At 53.7% G+C, this 17,733-nt stretch carries 16 protein-coding genes; 6 read left to right on the top strand and 10 right to left on the bottom strand.

Features of this window, described 5'->3' with window-relative positions:
- The first annotated feature begins 7 nt into the window (after positions 1-7).
- A complete protein-coding gene (locus ACR0JG_RS03245) occupies positions 8-763 on the top strand; it encodes an isochorismatase family protein (protein WP_170597516.1) in 756 nt (251 codons plus the stop codon).
- A gap of 328 nt (positions 764-1,091) precedes the next feature.
- On the opposite strand, the gene ACR0JG_RS03240 is transcribed toward ACR0JG_RS03245, so the two are convergent.
- Positions 1,092-1,928: a TauD/TfdA dioxygenase family protein gene (locus tag ACR0JG_RS03240; protein WP_480567497.1), complete on the bottom strand. Its 837-nt coding sequence runs from the start codon at positions 1,926-1,928 to the stop codon at positions 1,092-1,094.
- A 505-nt stretch (positions 1,929-2,433) separates the two neighbouring features.
- Positions 2,434-3,336: a LysR substrate-binding domain-containing protein gene (locus ACR0JG_RS03235; protein WP_480567496.1), complete on the bottom strand. Its 903-nt coding sequence runs from the start codon at positions 3,334-3,336 to the stop codon at positions 2,434-2,436.
- A gap of 181 nt (positions 3,337-3,517) precedes the next feature.
- Here ACR0JG_RS03235 and ugpB point away from each other — a divergent pair, with 181 nt between their 5' ends.
- The 5 genes from ugpB to ACR0JG_RS03210 all read left to right on the top strand — a co-directional run bounded on the left by ugpB (position 3,518) and on the right by ACR0JG_RS03210 (position 8,637).
- The gene (gene ugpB, locus ACR0JG_RS03230) at positions 3,518-4,828 is read left to right on the top strand and encodes a sn-glycerol-3-phosphate ABC transporter substrate-binding protein UgpB (RefSeq protein WP_480567495.1); all 1,311 of its coding nucleotides are present in this window, start codon (positions 3,518-3,520) and stop codon (positions 4,826-4,828) included.
- Positions 4,829-4,889: 61 nt separating this feature from the next.
- Positions 4,890-5,771: a sn-glycerol-3-phosphate ABC transporter permease UgpA gene (ugpA, locus tag ACR0JG_RS03225; protein WP_155150415.1), complete on the top strand. Its 882-nt coding sequence runs from the start codon at positions 4,890-4,892 to the stop codon at positions 5,769-5,771.
- Between the two features lie 20 nt (positions 5,772-5,791).
- Positions 5,792-6,628: a sn-glycerol-3-phosphate ABC transporter permease UgpE gene (gene ugpE, locus ACR0JG_RS03220; RefSeq protein ID WP_155150595.1), complete on the top strand. Its 837-nt coding sequence runs from the start codon at positions 5,792-5,794 to the stop codon at positions 6,626-6,628.
- 3 nt (positions 6,629-6,631) lie between these two features.
- The gene (ugpC, locus tag ACR0JG_RS03215) at positions 6,632-7,687 is read left to right on the top strand and encodes a sn-glycerol-3-phosphate ABC transporter ATP-binding protein UgpC (protein ID WP_170392711.1); all 1,056 of its coding nucleotides are present in this window, start codon (positions 6,632-6,634) and stop codon (positions 7,685-7,687) included.
- The gene (locus ACR0JG_RS03210; RefSeq protein WP_480567494.1) at positions 7,687-8,637 is read left to right on the top strand and encodes a glycerophosphodiester phosphodiesterase family protein; all 951 of its coding nucleotides are present in this window, start codon (positions 7,687-7,689) and stop codon (positions 8,635-8,637) included. Before ugpC ends, ACR0JG_RS03210 begins: the two co-directional genes overlap by 1 nt.
- Before the next feature lie 430 nt (positions 8,638-9,067).
- On the opposite strand, the gene ACR0JG_RS03205 is transcribed toward ACR0JG_RS03210, so the two are convergent.
- From ACR0JG_RS03205 to ACR0JG_RS03170, 8 genes are all read right to left on the bottom strand, one after another.
- The gene (locus ACR0JG_RS03205; protein WP_480567493.1) at positions 9,068-9,676 is read right to left on the bottom strand and encodes a histidine phosphatase family protein; all 609 of its coding nucleotides are present in this window, start codon (positions 9,674-9,676) and stop codon (positions 9,068-9,070) included.
- A gap of 416 nt (positions 9,677-10,092) precedes the next feature.
- The gene (locus ACR0JG_RS03200; RefSeq protein ID WP_480567492.1) at positions 10,093-11,592 is read right to left on the bottom strand and encodes a mannitol dehydrogenase family protein; all 1,500 of its coding nucleotides are present in this window, start codon (positions 11,590-11,592) and stop codon (positions 10,093-10,095) included.
- Positions 11,592-12,365 carry an L-iditol 2-dehydrogenase gene (locus tag ACR0JG_RS03195; protein WP_170392708.1) on the bottom strand — a complete coding sequence of 258 codons (774 nt, stop codon included), beginning with the start codon at positions 12,363-12,365 and terminating at the stop codon, positions 11,592-11,594. The genes ACR0JG_RS03200 and ACR0JG_RS03195 overlap by 1 nt, the downstream gene beginning before the upstream one ends.
- Positions 12,362-13,366 carry an ABC transporter ATP-binding protein gene (locus tag ACR0JG_RS03190; protein WP_480567491.1) on the bottom strand — a complete coding sequence of 335 codons (1,005 nt, stop codon included), beginning with the start codon at positions 13,364-13,366 and terminating at the stop codon, positions 12,362-12,364. Before ACR0JG_RS03190 ends, ACR0JG_RS03195 begins: the two co-directional genes overlap by 4 nt.
- Before the next feature lie 11 nt (positions 13,367-13,377).
- Positions 13,378-14,208 (bottom strand): carbohydrate ABC transporter permease, encoded by an 831-nt coding sequence (locus ACR0JG_RS03185; protein ID WP_010443328.1) that lies wholly within the window; start codon positions 14,206-14,208, stop codon positions 13,378-13,380.
- Between the two features lie 12 nt (positions 14,209-14,220).
- Complete coding sequence (locus ACR0JG_RS03180) at positions 14,221-15,087, bottom strand: carbohydrate ABC transporter permease (RefSeq protein WP_170392706.1); 867 nt, start codon at positions 15,085-15,087, stop codon at positions 14,221-14,223.
- A gap of 109 nt (positions 15,088-15,196) precedes the next feature.
- Entirely contained in the window at positions 15,197-16,501 is a 1,305-nt protein-coding gene (locus ACR0JG_RS03175) for an ABC transporter substrate-binding protein (protein ID WP_170392705.1), read from the bottom strand.
- A 95-nt stretch (positions 16,502-16,596) separates the two neighbouring features.
- A complete protein-coding gene (locus ACR0JG_RS03170; protein WP_170565216.1) occupies positions 16,597-17,622 on the bottom strand; it encodes a LacI family DNA-binding transcriptional regulator in 1,026 nt (341 codons plus the stop codon).
- Positions 17,623-17,733: the final 111 nt, after the last annotated feature.

The following is a 17,733-nucleotide window of genomic DNA, read 5'->3' as shown; positions in this document are numbered from 1 at the left end:
TGCTCCCATGACCACTTTCATCAAACCGTTCGCCGCAGCCCTGAGCTTGACGATCAGCGCCGTAGCACTCCCAGCAACCGCAGAAATACCTATGATCAAAACAGTGGATGGTGTCGCAACATACCCAGACGGCTATCAAGGCACGCCTGTCCGAGCCGCAGATAATGACCCGTTTCTGTCACCGACCAACTCGGCGCTGATCCTTATCGACTACCAGCCGCCGATTTTGGCTGGGGTTAAGAATATCAACCACGAAGAGCTGATCAACAATACCACGGGTCTGATAAAGACCGCCGTGATCTACGACATCCCGATCATATTCAGCCATGTAGCCGTAGGATTGAACGGCTATGATCCTATGATCGAAGATTTGCGCGAACTGGCCCCGAACGCGGTATTTGTTGACCGGACCAATGTGAACGCTTGGGAAGAGCCTGAATTTGTAGCTGCAGTTGAAGCAACGGGCCGAAAGAAGCTGATAATGGGCGGTCTTTGGACGGATGTATGTCTGGCTTATCCCGCGATTGAGGCCGAGTTGGCCGGATATGACGTCTACGTTCCGGAAGATGCTGTTGGATCGATCACTCAGACCAGCCACGCAAACGGCATGCGCCGCATGATCGAGGCTGGTGTTGAACCTATAACATGGAATGTGGTTCCAGCCGAACTGCAACGCGACCACGCGCGCACCGATAAACTGCAGGCCGTCACTCGCGTTTTTATGGAGCATCTTTTCAAAGTTGACCCAGACTCAACCTGGTAAATTCAACATCTGTCAGGGGCTTCGGTCCCTGACGACGAATTCTGCTTGAAATCAGGCTTTGCCTGTTTGCACTTGAGCAATTTCTAGAAAGCCGGCGTCTGTTACTATGGGGAACCTGAATGGGACAGCTCCCCGCTGCTGATTGCGGTTCAGCAACAACTTGTCCTTCCGGGCGCAAACACCAAAATCGAGAACAGCCCGAACCCACCATTTGCTTGAGGTTGCCATAGTGACGGTTGGGTCCGTCAAATCAGGCATTCGCGACATTGGCAATTTAATGGTCCGAACTCACACCATAGGCAATTTTGCGCACCCTCGGGGCTGTATTCTATGTTGGCTGAATGGCGGAAACAGCTGAGCCTTCCACAGTTACTCGATGCATCAGGCGTCGAAATCCGTGATAGTCGTTGATGGCCTTGTGCCATGTCGCTCGGTTGTCCCACATGGTGATGTCTCCAGTCCGCCATCGGACGCGGCATTGGAATTCAGGTTGTTTGCAATGTTCATAGAGCATGTCAAGGATTGCATCAGACTCCTCACGAGAGAGGCCCTCGATATGCGTGGTAAACACCGGGTTCACGAATAATCCGCGACGCCCACTCAAGGGATGCGTGATGACTACTGGATGGCGTGCGTCTTGAACGGCGTTTTCTGCGTTGCTCAGACGCCCGCTCGTTGCAGCCTCGCTTTCTTGCGCAGCTGCACCAAAGACATGCCGCGATGAATGAATGGCTGTAAGCCCATGCAGAAACTGGCGCACCGGCACGGACAGTGCGTCATAGGCTGCGCCCATTGAAACAAAAAGCGTGTCCCCGCCGTATGGCGGCATTTCGATGGCATGGAGAATAGAACCCATGGCGGGTTCTTGATCGTACGAATGGTCGGTATGCCATCCTTCGCCGACCGCTTCTCTTTGATCCTTTTCCTTAAGCACCATGGCGATCTCAGGATGGCCATCGACAGGTCTGAAGAATCGATTGACGTTGATCGAACCGAAGCGACGGGCAAATTCCAGGTGATCGTCTGGGCTGACTTGCTGATCTCTGACGACGATCACAGAGTACTTTGCAAACGCAGCGTGAATATCTTCAAACTGGGTACTGTCGCGGATGTCAGCATCCATGATCTCAGCTCCCAAACCGCCTGTCAGTGGTCTTATGTCCATTATTCTGCTCCTTGCTCTAGAGGCGGAAGTTTAAGGGTGGCCAATGATCGGAGAAACTGAACTATCTGGACACAGTTTTGTTGGTGCTGCGTAAAACCTGCATCTGAACTGGCTCGATCATTTCGTGTACAGTGCGCTGGTTCAGCATAGGTGCGTTTACGTTGTTCAATCTAAACCTTCGATAACATCGGTCCCCGCATTTCGATCAACCTGCACTACGATAAGCCTGCCTCTTACCGCAGCGCTAGCACGTTGGTCAGACGAATGCTATTTGCGCGGTCAAATGGACTTTGGCGAGCAAGGATTAGGAAGCTTGCCATTGATGCTCCTTTGCGAAATTTATGGCTGTTTCACTGATCATGGCTGAATGGGTGTGGATCGCTTTGGTGCTGGATCCGGATGATGCCCAGAGGTCTCAAAACTCTGATGTTTCTTATGCAGAAAGGGGTAGGTGATTTGTCGGCAGCGCAAAGGCTCTTTCATGTGCCGTGGTTTTTTGACGGGCTCATTGGGCTTTGAACGGTTTTAAGCTTTCTTGAAACTGTTCGATGAATTCGAGTGTCACCAGTGACGGTTGTTTCAATATTGGGCGCACAAGCGATAGTGTATGTGGAAGCAATGGCTTGAACGGCCTATAGCTCAATCCACGCGTTGAATACTGGATGGCGTCCAACTCGCTTACCACGGAAACTCCGACACCTTTTAGTGCCAACTCACAAGCTGCGGTGAACTGCCTGACTTCGATGTGGGAATTCAACTCTACGTTGGCGCTCTGAAACGCTTTGGAAAGCCGCACAAAAAAGTCGCTGTTGCGTCGTGTATGGATAATTTTAGCATCTTTAATATCCGCTGGTGTCACCTCAGCGAGGCTTTCCAATTCATGTCCGGTGGGAAACACACAAACTGTGCGGACATTGATGTTTCTGCTTTCAACGGCCGGGTGACCGTTAAAGCTGTCCGTGATCCCGAAATCATACTGCTCACCTATCATCCACTCGAGAATCCGTTCCGGTCGGTCTGGTTCAATCGTCAGGGTGACGCCGGGCCGATCCTGCAAAAACTTGGCGACGACATCAGGAAGATGACTTGTGGCGAATCCCGGTAAGCAAGCGACGCGGATGTGACCCGCTTTGCGCTGTGTGATGTCCTGACTGACATCCGAGATTTGCTTCATCAATTCCAGAACGCGCTCTACGCTGGGTTGCAGATATCGTACCTCCTGCGAGGGCACCAAGCGACCCTCGCGGCGATCAAAAAGCTGAAAGCCAAGTGATTTTTCCAAATCAGAAAGCAGTCTGCTGACTGCGGGCTGACTTATCCCAAGATCCGTTGCCGCAGCAGTGACCGACCCATTGGTGGAAACGGCCATGAGCGCTTCCAATTGCCGGATCCGCAAAGTTTGACTCATATTTTGAACCTGGTTCGTTGTTTCCCTGGCTGGTTTATAATGTAATGTTATGTTTTTTTCAAAAATTAAATGCTTGAATTATAAAATTGTAACGTTAACGTCGTGAAATCGTCATGTGTGCTGATTACGCGTTGCGGTCGGTATTCAACGAAGCATCAACCCCTGATGCATGGGAGGAATCATGAAAAAGAATTTTCTAGGCGCTCTCGCCTTAACAACTGCTCTGTCGCCGGTGGCGGCTATGGCGCAAACCGAAATTCAGTTCTGGCATGCCTTCACCGGTCGACTAGGCGATCTTGTGAAGGCTCAGGTTGAAGAGTTCAATGCCAGCCAAGATGAGTTCACTGTAGTAGAAAGCCATAAAGGCAACTATTCGGAAACCTTGAATGCGGGTATTGCTGCTTTCCGAGCAGGTGAACAACCACATATCCTGATGGTTTTCGAAGTAGGCACGGCAACGATGATGTCGGCCGAAGGGGCTATCAAACCAGTGTATGAAGTGATGGCTGAAAGCGGTGCATCATTCGATCCTGATGCCTACATTGGTGCCGTCAAAGGCTACTATACGACCACTGACGGGGACATGCTGTCGCTGCCCTTCAACTCGTCCACACCCGTTCTCTGGGTCAATCGCGATGCTATGGAAGCGGCGGGTGTCGATCCTGATACAGACCTGTCCACTTGGGAAAAAGTCGGTGACGTACTTGAACAGCTGAAAGCCGGTGGTGAAGACTGTCCGCTGGTGACCGCATGGCAAAGCTGGATCCACCTTGAGAACCTGTCAGCCTACCACGACGTTCCATTTGCGTCGCAAGATAACGGTTTTGCCGGACTGGATACCGAGCTGATGCTGAACGGTCCGACCCAAGTTGCACACCTGACTGCGATGGGTGACTGGGCCAAAGACGGCAAGTTTATTTACACCGGTCGCAGAAACGAAGGTGGCGCGAACTTCCGCGCTGGCGAATGCGCCTTGTTCACCGAAAGCTCGGCGGGTTATGCCGGGATCAGCTCAGAAGCGGAGTTCGACTTTGATGTACGCCCGCTGCCATATTGGGAATCGACCGTGAGTGAGCCACAAAACACCATAATTGGTGGCGCCTCGCTGTGGGTGATGGAAGGTCATGACCCCGAAGAGTACAAGGGCGTCGGGGAGTTCCTGAGCTTCCTGTCATCACCTGATGTACAAGCGGCCTGGCACCAGAACACCGGTTATCTTCCGATCACCTCAGAAGCTGGTGAGGTTACTCGTGCCGCAGGTTTTTATGATGAAAACCCAGGCACCGACATCGCGGTCATTCAAATGACGGCGAAAGAACCAACCGCCAACTCGAAGGGTCTTCGTCTGGGGTCGTTCGACCAGATCCGTGGCATCATCGACGAAGAACTTGAGGCCGTCTGGTCCGGTGAGAAGACCGCTCAGGAAGCGATGGACAGCGCGAAAGAGCGCGGTGACGCGCTGCTGCGCCGTTTCGAATCCGCCAATCAATAAGTCGTAATTCGATGCGGGCCTTTTCAGGGCCCGCATTTTCTTTCTTCAGTGGACTATCAGGATGGAAAAACGCGTTACCTTTCGCGGCTGGCTTTTGCCATTGGCGCTGATCGCCCCGCAGGTCATCATTTCCGCTGTATTCTTTTTCTATCCGGCTGGGCAGGCTGTTTGGCAATCTCTGTTCATACCTGATCCTTTTGGGCTGTCGTCCCAATTTGTGGGGCTCGGCAACTTTGAGTTCCTGCTGAGCGATAAGTTTTACCGCGCATCGTTTGTGACAACTGCAGTGTTTTCAACGCTCGTAACGCTGTGCTCAATGATACCGGCTTTGTTTCTGGCGGTCATTGCGGATCGCCTGATCAAGGGATCGGGGGTCTATCGGACGCTGCTGATATGGCCCTATGCCGTTGCCCCCGCCGTGGCCGGTGTCCTGTGGCTGTTCATGTTCAACACGCGTGTTGGTGTCGTTTCATGGTACCTCGGCCAGCTTGGCTATGACTGGAACCACGTGCTGAACGGCACCGAAGCCATGGGTCTGGTGGTTGTTGCATCGGCCTGGGGGCGTATTAGCTATAACTTCCTGTTCTTTTTCGCGGCACTGCAATCGGTCCCAAGGTCGGTAATCGAGGCTGCTGCGATTGACGGTGCGCGCTTCTGGCGCCGGTTCTTCACGATCGTGCTGCCGCTTTTGTCACCTACCGCGTTCTTCCTGTTGGTGGTCAATGTCGTCTACGCCTTCTTTGAAACCTTCGGCGTGATCCACACGATTACTGGCGGTGGTCCACAACAGGCGACGACCATTCTGGTCTACAAGGTCTTCTCGGATGGGTTCGTCGGACAAGACCTAGGTTCATCTTCGGCACAATCAGTCATCCTGCTGATCGTTGTCGGCCTGCTGACCGTCATTCAATTCAAATACGTGGAAAAAAGGGTGCATTACTGATGGCAGCCCAACAACACGGAATGGTCGAAAAACGCGGGATGGGCATCTGGCTGACCCATGCCATGATGATCCTTGGCGTATTAATCATCTTTTTCCCGATCTGGCTGGCATTCGTGGCGTCGACTGTGACCCAGCCGGAAATCGTATCGCCACCCATGCCAATTCTTCCCGGCGATCAGTTCTGGGAAAACTACAAGGCCGCGCTGTTTTCTGGTGTGAATGTCCCTGTCGCCACCATGCTGTTCAACAGCCTCGTGATGGCGATTGGGATTGCGGTGGGCAAAATCGTGATCTCACTGCTTTCTGCCTTTGCGATTGTCTACTTTCGCTTTCCCGGGCGGACGACGTTCTTTTGGCTGATCTTCCTGACGCTGATGCTTCCGGTTGAAGTCCGAATTGTTCCAACATTCGAAGTTGTTGCCGGGTTCGGCATGCTCAACAGCTACTATGGGCTTATCTTCCCCTTGATCGCCTCTGCCACGGCGACGTTTCTGTTCCGTCAGTTCTTTCTAACGATCCCAGATGAACTGGCCGAAGCTGCTCGAGTAGATGGAGCCCGTCCGATGCGGTTCTTCATTGATATTGTGGTGCCCATGAGCCGGACCAACATCGCAGCGCTATTCGTGATCCTGTTCATCTACGGTTGGAACCAATATCTCTGGCCGCTGCTCATCACTACCGATCCTGAAATGAACACCATCGTGATGGGTATCAAACAGATGTTCCCATCCGGCGACGACGTAGCTGAATGGCCGGTCATCATGGCCACTTCGATTTTGGCAATGATCCCGCCGGTCATCGTAGTGGTGTCTATGCAAAAGCTCTTTGTCCGCGGCCTTGTCGATAGCGAGAAATAAGAAATGGCAACAGTAAACTTAGAGAATGTCAAAAAGAGCTTTGGCCCGACGGACGTTATCCATGGCATCGACATAGATATTGCGGACGGTGAATTCATTGTGATTGTTGGCCCTTCGGGCTGCGGAAAATCCACGCTTTTGCGAATGGTTGCGGGCCTTGAAACCGTAACGTCCGGTGAAATCCGGATTGGAGAAGAACGAGCCAACGACAAAGAGCCGATGGATCGCGATATCGCGATGGTGTTCCAGAATTATGCGCTCTACCCACATATGTCGGTGCGCCAGAACATGGGGTATGGGCTAAAAATCGCGGGGCTTCCAAAAAACCAGATTGACCAGAAGGTGACCGAGGCCGCCAAACTGTTGCAGCTGGAAGCTTTGTTGGACCGCAAACCCCGGCAGCTTTCAGGCGGTCAACGCCAAAGGGTGGCAATGGGGCGGGCAATTGTTCGCGAGCCGGCGGTTTTCCTGTTTGATGAACCACTCTCAAATCTTGATGCCAAGCTGCGTGTTCAGATGCGTTTAGAAATTCGCGAGCTTCAGGAAAAGCTTGGAATTACATCGCTTTACGTGACTCACGATCAGGTCGAAGCGATGACGATGGCAGACAGGATGATCGTGATGAACGGAGGCATCGCTGAGCAGATTGGGACGCCATTGGAGGTATATGAAACACCAGGAACCCTTTTCGCGGCTCAGTTTATTGGTAGCCCTGCAATGAATATCTTTGATGCTCAGCGTGAAAACGGAACGGTTAAGATAGGGGGCTTAGAGATTGGCCCATCCACGGGGCCTGATACCCCACTAAAGCTTGGAATCCGACCAGAGCATCTGTTTCTGGACGACAATGGTCCGTTGGAAGCCGCTATTCAGATGGCGGAACCGCTAGGCGCAAACACCTTATTGCATGGCCAGCTCACGGATGCAGGCGACGCGATTACGATTAGTCTTCCGGGTGTCCACCCAATCGAAGGCCGGCATCCGAGCATGCGGTTCTCAGTTGCCTCAGAGCACATGCATCTGTTTGACCATTCATCCGGCAAGAGGTTGGAAGGCTGATGGTCTTTCCACAGGTTGAAGCCTTTCGTGGTGGCAAAAACCTGATCCGGGTTGTGGGGCATCGAGGTGCGCGGGGTGTGCTGCCCGAAAACAGTATGATTGGCTTTGACTTTTTGCTCTCTATCGGCGTCCCGCTGCTTGAGTTTGATGTTGTCCTGACGGCCGATGACGTACCGGTCATAACCCACAACCATCGGCTGCACGCTCCCAGCTTTCGTGACGCAAATGGCCTGTTTCTGACCGGAGAAGAGCCGAAGGTCTCGTCATTGACGTTCGAGCAAATCCAGCAATTTGACATCGGGCGGTTGGATGGTCATTCGGCTTATGGCCAACGGTTTCCGGACCAGGCTCAACTGGATGGCATCCGTGTTCCAAAGTTGCAGGATTTGCTGGATCTGGTTGATGATCCAAAATACGGCGATGCCTATCTGATGCTCGAACTGAAGTCGGATCCGGATTTGGCTCACGATGCGCTTTATAGGAAGAAATTTGTCGGGCGGGTTCTTCAAGAAGTACGTGACAAAGGATTGTCTTCGCGCGCGATGCTCCACAGTTTTGATTGGAACCTGTTGGAGGAGTGTCAGCGGCAGGCTCCTGATGATATGCCTTCCTCTTACTTGACCAAGCTTCCAGAGAATGCGGAAGATGTTGGCGAAGATTCTTCGAAAGCTGTTTGCCCGGATTTTCGCGGTCGTCGGGATGAAATTCCGCAATTGGTTAAACAAGCAGGCGGTTCGCTATGGTGTCCGTACTATGCGGATGTAACGGCTGCAAACGTGAATCATGCAAAAGAGCTGGGCTTATGTGTCGCCGTGTGGACGGTCAATTCGCACGAAGATATAGGCAGAATGATCGACCTGCGCGTGGATGCAATTGTATCTGATTATCCTGGGCGGGTTCAAAGGCATCTGTCGGATTTGGGCATGAGGTGGAGTGTCGATTGCCGGTGAGCACCGCGCCACAAAAGCTGACGCCGTTCATGTTCTTTTCAGTTGCAGTTGGGAAGGATCAGACACATCAACTAGCCTAAATTTGCAAAAGAACAATCGTCTAAAGTACCGTGCAATTGTCAGGTAGCCGCATTGGATCATGCCGAAAGGCTGGCCAATGGATGCGATTAAGATCCGTGTGCAGCAGAAATTGCTTCGCTTGGAGAGGTCGGCGTGAACAGTGTGTTACACTAACAAAAAACATACCGAGAAAAACAAATCTATCCTTGAAGTGGCGCATTCAACTAGAGGGGCGCAGTTTGTGAAAACTCAGTGTCGTATTGAATTTGCGGTGAATGAGCCGATATCCCCCGCTTCATCGAGATAATAATTTGGACCTGCAACCAACGGAAAACCGGATACTCGGGACAAATGCCCAATCAACGAAGCTTTAGTGTTCAATGTAGGCTGAATGTCCGTCTTGCAACCTGATGAAGCCGTCTTGAGGTTCGTTCAATTCAAATACCTCTTGTGCGGATAGGCCCAGGAAGATTCCTCGAAACACGCGGGATGTTAATCCGTGGCCAACAATTATCACTGTTCCTTCGAACGAGCTGCTCGAATACCATGAGGAAACACGATTGTGCACGTCAGCATAGGACTCTCCACCCGGGGGTGGATAATTCCAGCGATCAGAGCATCGCGCTTCCCATTCCTTGGGAAACTGTCGAGTGATCTCTTTTTCAGTCAATCCTTCCCATTGCCCGAAACTGCATTCCACCAAACTGGTCTCGTACTCGATAATTTCTGGCGGCAGACCTAATTCCTTGATCACGATTGATGTTGTCTGTGCAGCTCGGCCAAGCGGGCTCGAAAACATTGTCAGCGAATGACCGAAAGAAAGGCGGCTTCGTAGTTTACTTGCGTTTGCCAATGCTTGACGAATGCCTCGTTCGGTCAGCGGCGAGTCCCGACGTCCTTGCCTCCGTTTTTGGGAGTTCCATTCGGTCTCGCCGTGACGAAGCAAATAGAAGGTTGGGCTGATGTTCTGGTCTCGCACTTGTTGACTACTTTATTCATCGACGCAAAGCGAAGTAATTCTGATTTTTAGTTTAAGCAGTATCTCGTCTAAGCGGGCAACTATTGTCGAAAAAAGCAACCAATCCTCTGGTTGACACAATTGATAACACGAATGAAGGGCCGCTACACGACCTGTGCGTTAAATGAGGCGTCGCTCAATTTGATCCTTTAAGGGCTCTCCGCCGACTTGGTTTGCGCTTAAATTCAATGACATCTTCTCGGATGCGTGGACATGATGGAAGAACTTATAGGCGAAAATCGCAAAACTTGCGCGTAGTGGGTATTGGGGTCGTATCAAAATCAACGGCTTCTCTAAGGCCGGATGGCTGAAACTGTGTCGCTCGATATTCGTATCGGCGACTGACCCTGCTCTGCAAAGCGCGTTCAGAAAAGGGCTCAACCGCGATTGATATATTCCGCGATAGCTGCCCGACTGCCGTGTTTCCAGATCGTAGTTAGCCAGAAGGCAAAAGCTCTGGGAAAGTCTGCGCCGAGGGCGCAAGCATCGCTATAGTGTTGCTGGCCGACCCAGAGTTCTGGATCGTCTTTGGACGCCAGCGAAGCTTTCTGTAGACTCTCCCATTGGGGGTCATTGGGGGCGATTTCGGAGCCATCTTCACGGTATCCTGCACACATCCGGCACCAGAAAGCTTCGGCCAGCGCGAGCCCGCTTATGGAAAAGCCTGCCGCAAGTGCATCGCGAAGTGACGGCAGCAAGAACCCGGGGTGTCGCGCCGATCCATCGAAAGCAACCCGGCGCGTCGTGTCGTGAATGGCCGTATTTGCAAATCGGGTCTCAACCTGCTCAAGGTATTCATTTGCAGTCGCACCGGGGACGGCTGCGACATGAGGCAGAATTTCTTCTTCTTGGACCTTTCTGAAAAACGCCAGGATATCCCGGTCCTGCATGCAATCCGAAATTGTCGGGACATTAAGTATTTCGCCGACATTAGCAAGCAACTGGTGACCGCCGTTCAAAATGCGCAGTTTCATCGTTTCATAGCTTTGGACATCACGCGTCAGCGTGACGCCAACCTGTTCCAGGGGTGGGCGCCCCGCGCAGAAATCGTCCTCGATCACCCATTGGCGATAGTTCTCGTGCGATACGGGTGCTTGGTCATCGACGCCAAGTGCGTGGCATTGTGATATCACTTGGTCTGTTGTAGCGGGCACGATGCAATCCACCATTGAATTGGGGAATGCGCCGTTCTGGTTTATCCAGTCGGCCAGAGCAGGGTCAGACAGGCGTGCTAGACCGACAACGCAATTCCTCAGGATCACGCCATTATCCTTAAGGTTATCGCAGCTCAGCGCGGTGAAGGGTTTGATGCCCTGTGCCCTGCGCTGCTTGAGCGCCGCAATGATCGCACCGAAGGCCGTGCGCGGCTGATTTGGATTTGCTGCATCATGAAGAATTTCTTGGTGATCTGTGTCGAGGGCACCCGTGTTGGCATCTCGGTAATATCCACCTTCGGTCACTGTCAAAGACACAATCTTGATGGAAGGCTCGGACATCTTACGGATCAACGCTGCATTGCCTGCCTCGACCGGAAGATAGTCGATCATCGGACCAATTACCTGGGCGGACATCCCTTTCGGGTCCAGTTCGATCAATGTCGTCAAGCAGTCCTGCGCCAGCAGACGCCCTCGCATCTCGGAATCGTAGCTTCGCACACCGGCTCCGATGATTGCCCAGTCGTGGGCCTGACCTTGCTGCATCAACTGGTGGATATACCAAGCCTGATGCGCGCGGTGAAAATTCCCGAGACCGATATGGACAATGCCGGGCGTCAGGTCCGAGCACCTGTAAGATGGGGTCCTGACAGTTGTCGGCAGGTTTGAAAGGTTATCTCGCCTTAGATGTACTGCAGGATTTGCGTTTGCCACAGGGTTCATCAGCTCATCCAGTTTCCGCCATCGACGTTATATGTCTGGGCGACAATGTACCTGGCTTCGTCAGAGGCCAGAAACACAGCCATCCCGGTCAGATCCTCTGCGCGACCCATCCGCCCATAGGGAACAGCTGCCGCCACTTCGCGTTTCTTTTGGCCGAGCGGTTTATCTTCATGTTTTGCAAAGAACGCATCAACGCCGTCCCAATGCTCGCCATCAACAACACCCGGAGCAATTGCGTTCACGTTGATCCCATGAGCGATCAGGTTCAGCCCTGCCGATTGGGTCAGCGATATGATCGCCGCCTTGCTGGCGCAGTAAACCGCGACCAAAGGTTCCCCCCTTCGCCCAGCCTGAGATGCCATGTTGATGATCCGACCTTTGGTCCCGTGCTCGATCATGTGCCGGGCGACCGCTTGCATCGTGAACAAAGCACCCGAGACGTTGATGTCAAACACGCGGTTGTAGTCTTCCCGCTCAATCTCAACGATTGGGGCGGCGGTGAAGATTGCCGCATTGTTGATCAGAATGTCGATAGGGCCGAAATGTGTAGCGGCTCTTGCGACGGCCTCATCTATGCTTTGTTGGTTTGTCACGTCCATCTCGATGGCGAATGCAACCTGACCCAATTCTGCGGCGGCGTCTTTCGCACGCTGGATGTCGATGTCGGCGATGGCAACACGCGCGCCTTCTGCAACATAAGCTTTGGCAAAGGCCAATCCGATGCCTCGCGCAGCCCCGGTGATCAGGGCGGTTTTGCCTGCCAAGCGTGTCATTCGATCCGCAAGCCTTTCGCATCAAACCGATGGATGACATCTGCACGCGGTGTCAGGTGAATTCGATCCCCATGGCCGAAGCCGACCTCACCATCTGCGCGGACGGTTATGGTTTCGGCCAGGCCGGTCTCGTGGACGTGAAAAAAGGTGTCCGATCCCAAGTGTTCTGAAACGCTAACGATCCCGGACCATTCACCTTCAGTTTCCGAAACCGCGATGTGTTCCGGGCGAATACCGATTGTTTGTGCGCCGTGTTTCGCCGCCTCTGGTCCTTCGATGAAGTTCATTTTGGGCGAGCCGATGAACCCTGCAACAAACAAGTTGCGCGGCGTCCGATATAATTCAAGCGGGCTGCCGACCTGTTCGATCACACCGGCCTGAAGCACGACGATCTTGTCGGCCATTGTCATGGCTTCAACCTGATCGTGCGTCACGTAAATCATCGTTGTCGCCAGACGTTCGTGCAGTTCGCTGATCTCCAGCCGCATGCCGACGCGCAGCGCCGCGTCTAGGTTTGAAAGGGGCTCGTCGAACAGGAATGCCGCGGGCTCACGAACAATGGCGCGACCAATGGCAACGCGCTGGCGTTGCCCACCTGAAAGCTGCCCCGGGCGGCGGTCGAGATAATCGCTCAGGTTCAGAACGCTTGCTGCGCCTTCGACCCGCTTGTCGATTTCGGCCTGATCCAGCTTGGCCATACGCAAGGGAAAGGCGATGTTCTTGCGCACACTCATATGCGGGTACAAAGCATAAGACTGGAACACCATCGCCAGACCACGTTTGGCGGGCGGTACGTCGGTTGCATCCGCGCCATCAATGTCGATGGAGCCCGAAGTGATGTCCTCTAGCCCCGCAATGAGCCGCAACAGCGTGGACTTGCCACAACCAGAGGGCCCGACGAAGACGGTGAATTCACCGTCCTCGATAGTCAAATCTAGTGGTGGAATGACCTCTACGTCACCGAAGCTTTTGGTCACTGACTTGAGTTGGATACGTCCCATAGTCGTCTTCCTTATTTCACAGCGCCGAAAGTCAGGCCGCGGACAAGTTGTTTCTGGCTGAACCAGCCAAGGATGAGGATTGGTGCGATCGCCATGGTCGATGCCGCGCTGAGCTTGGCGAAGAACAGGCCTTCGGGGCTGGAATAGCTGGCGATGAATGCGGTAAGCGGCGCTGCGTCAACGGCAGTCAGGTTGAGCGTCCAGAATGCCTCGTTCCAGGCAAGAATGAAGTTCAGTAACACGGTCGAGGCGATGCCGGGCACGGCCATGGGTGTCAACACATAGAGGATTTCCTCTTTCAGCGTGGCACCATCCATCCGGGCGGCTTCCAGAATCTCACCGGGGATTTCACGGAAATAGGTGTAAAGCATCCAGACGATGATCGGCAGGTTGATCAGCATCAGCACCACGACCAGCCCTCCGCGTGTGTCCAGTAGACCCAACCGGATGAACAGCAGATAGATCGGGTAGAGAACACCCACCGCGGGCAGCATCTTGGTGGACAGCATCCACAGCAGGATGTCCTTGGTACGCTTGGACGGCACGAAGGCCATGGCCCATGCTGCGGGCACTGCGATGATCACGCCCAGAATGGTTGATCCACCTGCGATGATCACCGAATTCCACAGGAACCGCATGTAATCCGAGCGTTCCTGTACGATTGCATAGTTCTCAAGCGTCCAATCGAAGTTCAGGAACAGCGGTGGGCTGGCGATCGCCTGAGCTTCGGTTTTGAAGCTGGTCAGGATCGTCCAGAGGATCGGGAAAAAGATCAGCAGACCAACGGCCCAGGCAAGGGCGGTGTTCAGCGATTTACGACGGGATGTGACGGCGCGGGCCATGGTCGTTCCTCCTCACGCGTCCAGGTTTTTGCCGACGATGCGCATCAGGAAGATCGCAACGATATTGGCAAGGATGATGGCGTAGACACCTCCGGCTGATCCGAGGCCGACATTCTGGCTTTCCAGCACACGCTGGAAGATCAGGTAGGTGAGGGTGCGGGTGCCGAAGGCGCCGCCGGTGGTCACGAAGATTTCGGCGAAGATCGACAGAAGAAAGATCGTCTGGATCAGGATCACGATGGTTATCGCGCGGCTCAGATGTGGCAGGACGATGTGATAAAAGCGTTTCAGGACTGGCGCACCATCCATTTCGGCTGCTTCCAGCTGTTCACTGTCCAGTGACTGAATTGCGGTCAGCAGGATCAGCGTCGCGAAGGGCAGCCACTGCCATGAGACGATCATGATGATCGAAGTCATCGAGGCCTCGGATAGCCATGAGATCGGCTCGGCCCCGAAAAAGCGCCATAGATGGGCCAGCAACCCATTCACAGGATCCATGAACATGTTCTTCCACACCAACGCAGACACGGTGGGCATGACAAAGAAGGGAGCGATCACGAGGATACGGACAACGCCCTGACCCCACATGGGTTGATCCAGCAGCATCGCTAGTAGAATGCCCAGAATTACGGTGATCACCAAGACGCCACCTACGATCATCAACGTCGCTTGCACAGCGGGCCAGAAGGAGCTGGACGAGACGAACCGGACATAGTTGTCGAACCCGACCCAGCCCAAGTCGCCACCGCGAAGGGGCAGATATTTCTTGAAGGAAAAATACAGCGTCATCGTCAGGGGCACGAGCATCCAGCCAAGTAGCAGGACCACTGCGGGTGCCATCATCAGGCGCGCGACGGATCGGGAATGTTGAGTTGCCATGACGCAAACCCTCTCTGTTCAGGCATAAGCAAAGCCTGCGAGAAAAACGCGAGTTGTGGAAGGGTAGAGCGGGGGGCAGACCTCTGCCCGCCCGCCGGGGAGGGATGCCTCAGTAGCCTGCGGCTTCCATTTCTTCGGTGGTGAAGGCCTGCGCTTTGGCGAGTGCTTCGTCCACTGACTGCTGTCCGGCATAAACTGCCGAGAACTCCTGACTTACTTGCGTAGCGATACCGGCAAACTCGGGGATCGCGACGAACTGGATACCCGTGTATGGCGTCGGCTGTGCGCAGCAATTCTGTGGGTCGGCCATCAGGATCGACTCCAAGGTCATGTTCGCAAAGGGAACTTCCTTGTAGTTCGGGTTCTCATAGAGCGAGGTTCGCGCGCCCGGCGGCACATTGGCCCAGCCTTCATTTTCGGCCACCAACTCAATGTAGTCTTTCGAGGTCGCCCATTCGATGAATTGCTTTGCCGCGTCCTCTTGCTGCGTGCCCGCTGGGATCGCTAGCGCCCAGGCCCACAACCAATTGGCGCGTTTATCTACGCCTTCCGAGTTCGGTGCCAGTGCAAAACCAACCTTGTCTGCCACTGTCGAGTCGTCAGGATTGGTCACGAAGGATGCCGCGACGGTTGCGTCGATCCACATGCCACACTTGCCCTGCTGGAACAACGACAGGTTTTCATTGAACCCATTGGTGGCGAAGCCCGCCGGGCCAGATTCATTCATCATGTCGACGAAGAAAGTGAGCGCTTCTTTCCATTCCGGCTGATCGAACTGGGGCTTCCAATCCTCGTCAAACCAGCGCGCGCCGAAGGAATTGCCTGTCACGGTGATAAAGGCGCCGCCTTCACCCCAACCAGCCTTGCCACGTAGGCAGATACCGTTGATGTCATTGTCCCGATCCGTCATTGCAGCGGCAGCTTCGCGGATGAATTGCCAGGTAGGCGCGTCGGGCATTTCAAGGCCGGCCTGTTCCATCAGGTCAGTGCGGTACATGATCATCGAGCTTTCACCATAGAATGGCGCTGCGTACAGCGTCCCTTCATGGCTTAGGCCCCCCGCCATTGCGGGCAGAATGTCCCCGACATCGTAGTCTTCGGACAAACCATCTAGCGGAACCAACCAGCCATTCGCGCCCCAGATGGGCGTCTCGTACATGCCGATGGTCATGATGTCGAACTGACCGCCCTTGGTCGTGATGTCGGTGGTGACGCGCTGACGCAGCACGTTCTCCTCCAGCGTTACCCATTCGACGTCGATACCGGTCGCTTCGGTGAATTTGTCAGTATAGCCCTGCATCCGGATCATGTCGCCATTATTCACGGTGGCGATCGTGATAGATTGCGCGTGGGCTGCGGCCGTAGCGACGAATGTCAATGCAGTCGCCGCGCGAAGTGCGTGCTTCAGATACATCCCTGTCCTCCCTGAGCTTGGATGTCGTGCAGAGAGCGTAGAGCGTAAATTGTCGCGCCGTCAATAAAAACTTTACGCGCGTTAAAATTATCGAGTTATGCCGAATTCCTTAATACGAGCCGCGCAGGGAAAAGGGTTTCTGTTCGTGTCTCAAATTCTCCCCCATTTTCAATGAGTTCGAACAGCGTTTCGACACTTCTTCCGGCCACGTTGTCGTAGTCATGCGCAGCTGTGGTCAGAGAAGGGCAGGTGAATTTTGCGAACGGATGATCGTCATTTGAGGCCACGCGCAGCGTGCAATCGTTCTTGCGTCCGACCCGAATCCCCTGTTCGTAACAGGCCGCAAGAAAGCCAATTGCGAGTCGGTCATTGCTGCATAGAACTGAATTCGTCCTCAATTGACGCTCGTCCAGAACTTTCAACGCGCCCCGGTGACCGATTTCTTCAAATGCCCAGCCTATGCCGTCGACTTTGATGATATGAGGCTCGAACCCGAGACGCTCCATCACCTCAACATAGGCTTTTCGACGTTTGTTGGCGTTCGGATTCGCAGGCGTACGCATTTCAAAGAAAGATGGCGGTTCGCCCGTGCGGGTCATGTATTCGACCGTTTGTGACACAAAACTGAAATTGTCCGATCCAACAAAGGCAGCCCCCAAACCATCCAGGTTACTGTCAAATAAGACCGTTGGCACGTTGGCACAGAATTTCTCGATCGCGGATCGGTCCGAGATACGCCCCAAAGGGGCTAGCAAAACCCCGGCGGGTTTCAGGGATTGCAGGCCGTCCAGAATTTCGTTCTCGAGCTTTTGCTCGCCATGTGAGCTGAAGAGAGACGGTCGATAGCCCGCCGCGATGCAGGATTGTTCCAGATACCGTGCGATTTCTGCAAAGAAAGGGTCAGACAAATAGGGTACGACGATGCCGATATTCTTGGTCAGCTTTCGGTTCTGGTTCACCGCATAAATGTTAGGGCGGTAATCAAACCGTTCGAGCGCTTCTTCGATGCGCGCCCTTGTCGTCGGGCGAACACTTTCGGGATCATGGAAATATTTGGATACTGTGGGCCGCGAAATGCCGCTGAGGGCCGCGAACTCTTCCATATTCTTAATCTTGGTCATGCTAGTCTGCCTGCGGATCATAGCCGCCTTGATTTTATCGTATCTTTACATATTCTTTGCGCGCGCTAAAAAATCAATAGCCAGACGGTCTCCGAGTAGTTGAACGGGGCG

It is taken from the genome of Ruegeria sp. AD5 (genome assembly GCF_056542345.1).
This window is presented reverse-complemented; position numbering and strand designations above follow the sequence as displayed.

Coding starts and splice junctions, on each gene's coding strand:
- ACR0JG_RS03210 (WP_480567494.1), top strand. CDS start 7,687: ATGGTCTTTCCACAGGTTGAAGCCTTTCGTGGTGGCAAAAACCTGATC.
- ugpB (WP_480567495.1), top strand. CDS start 3,518: ATGAAAAAGAATTTTCTAGGCGCTCTCGCCTTAACAACTGCTCTGTCG.
- ugpA (WP_155150415.1), top strand. CDS start 4,890: ATGGAAAAACGCGTTACCTTTCGCGGCTGGCTTTTGCCATTGGCGCTG.
- ACR0JG_RS03180 (WP_170392706.1), bottom strand. CDS start 15,087: ATGGCAACTCAACATTCCCGATCCGTCGCGCGCCTGATGATGGCACCC.
- ACR0JG_RS03195 (WP_170392708.1), bottom strand. CDS start 12,365: ATGACACGCTTGGCAGGCAAAACCGCCCTGATCACCGGGGCTGCGCGA.
- ACR0JG_RS03185 (WP_010443328.1), bottom strand. CDS start 14,208: ATGGCCCGCGCCGTCACATCCCGTCGTAAATCGCTGAACACCGCCCTT.
- ACR0JG_RS03200 (WP_480567492.1), bottom strand. CDS start 11,592: ATGAACCCTGTGGCAAACGCAAATCCTGCAGTACATCTAAGGCGAGAT.
- ACR0JG_RS03170 (WP_170565216.1), bottom strand. CDS start 17,622: ATGACCAAGATTAAGAATATGGAAGAGTTCGCGGCCCTCAGCGGCATT.
- ACR0JG_RS03175 (WP_170392705.1), bottom strand. CDS start 16,501: ATGTATCTGAAGCACGCACTTCGCGCGGCGACTGCATTGACATTCGTC.
- ACR0JG_RS03190 (WP_480567491.1), bottom strand. CDS start 13,366: ATGGGACGTATCCAACTCAAGTCAGTGACCAAAAGCTTCGGTGACGTA.
- ACR0JG_RS03235 (WP_480567496.1), bottom strand. CDS start 3,336: ATGAGTCAAACTTTGCGGATCCGGCAATTGGAAGCGCTCATGGCCGTT.
- ACR0JG_RS03245 (WP_170597516.1), top strand. CDS start 8: ATGACCACTTTCATCAAACCGTTCGCCGCAGCCCTGAGCTTGACGATC.
- ugpC (WP_170392711.1), top strand. CDS start 6,632: ATGGCAACAGTAAACTTAGAGAATGTCAAAAAGAGCTTTGGCCCGACG.
- ACR0JG_RS03240 (WP_480567497.1), bottom strand. CDS start 1,928: ATGGACATAAGACCACTGACAGGCGGTTTGGGAGCTGAGATCATGGAT.
- ugpE (WP_155150595.1), top strand. CDS start 5,792: ATGGTCGAAAAACGCGGGATGGGCATCTGGCTGACCCATGCCATGATG.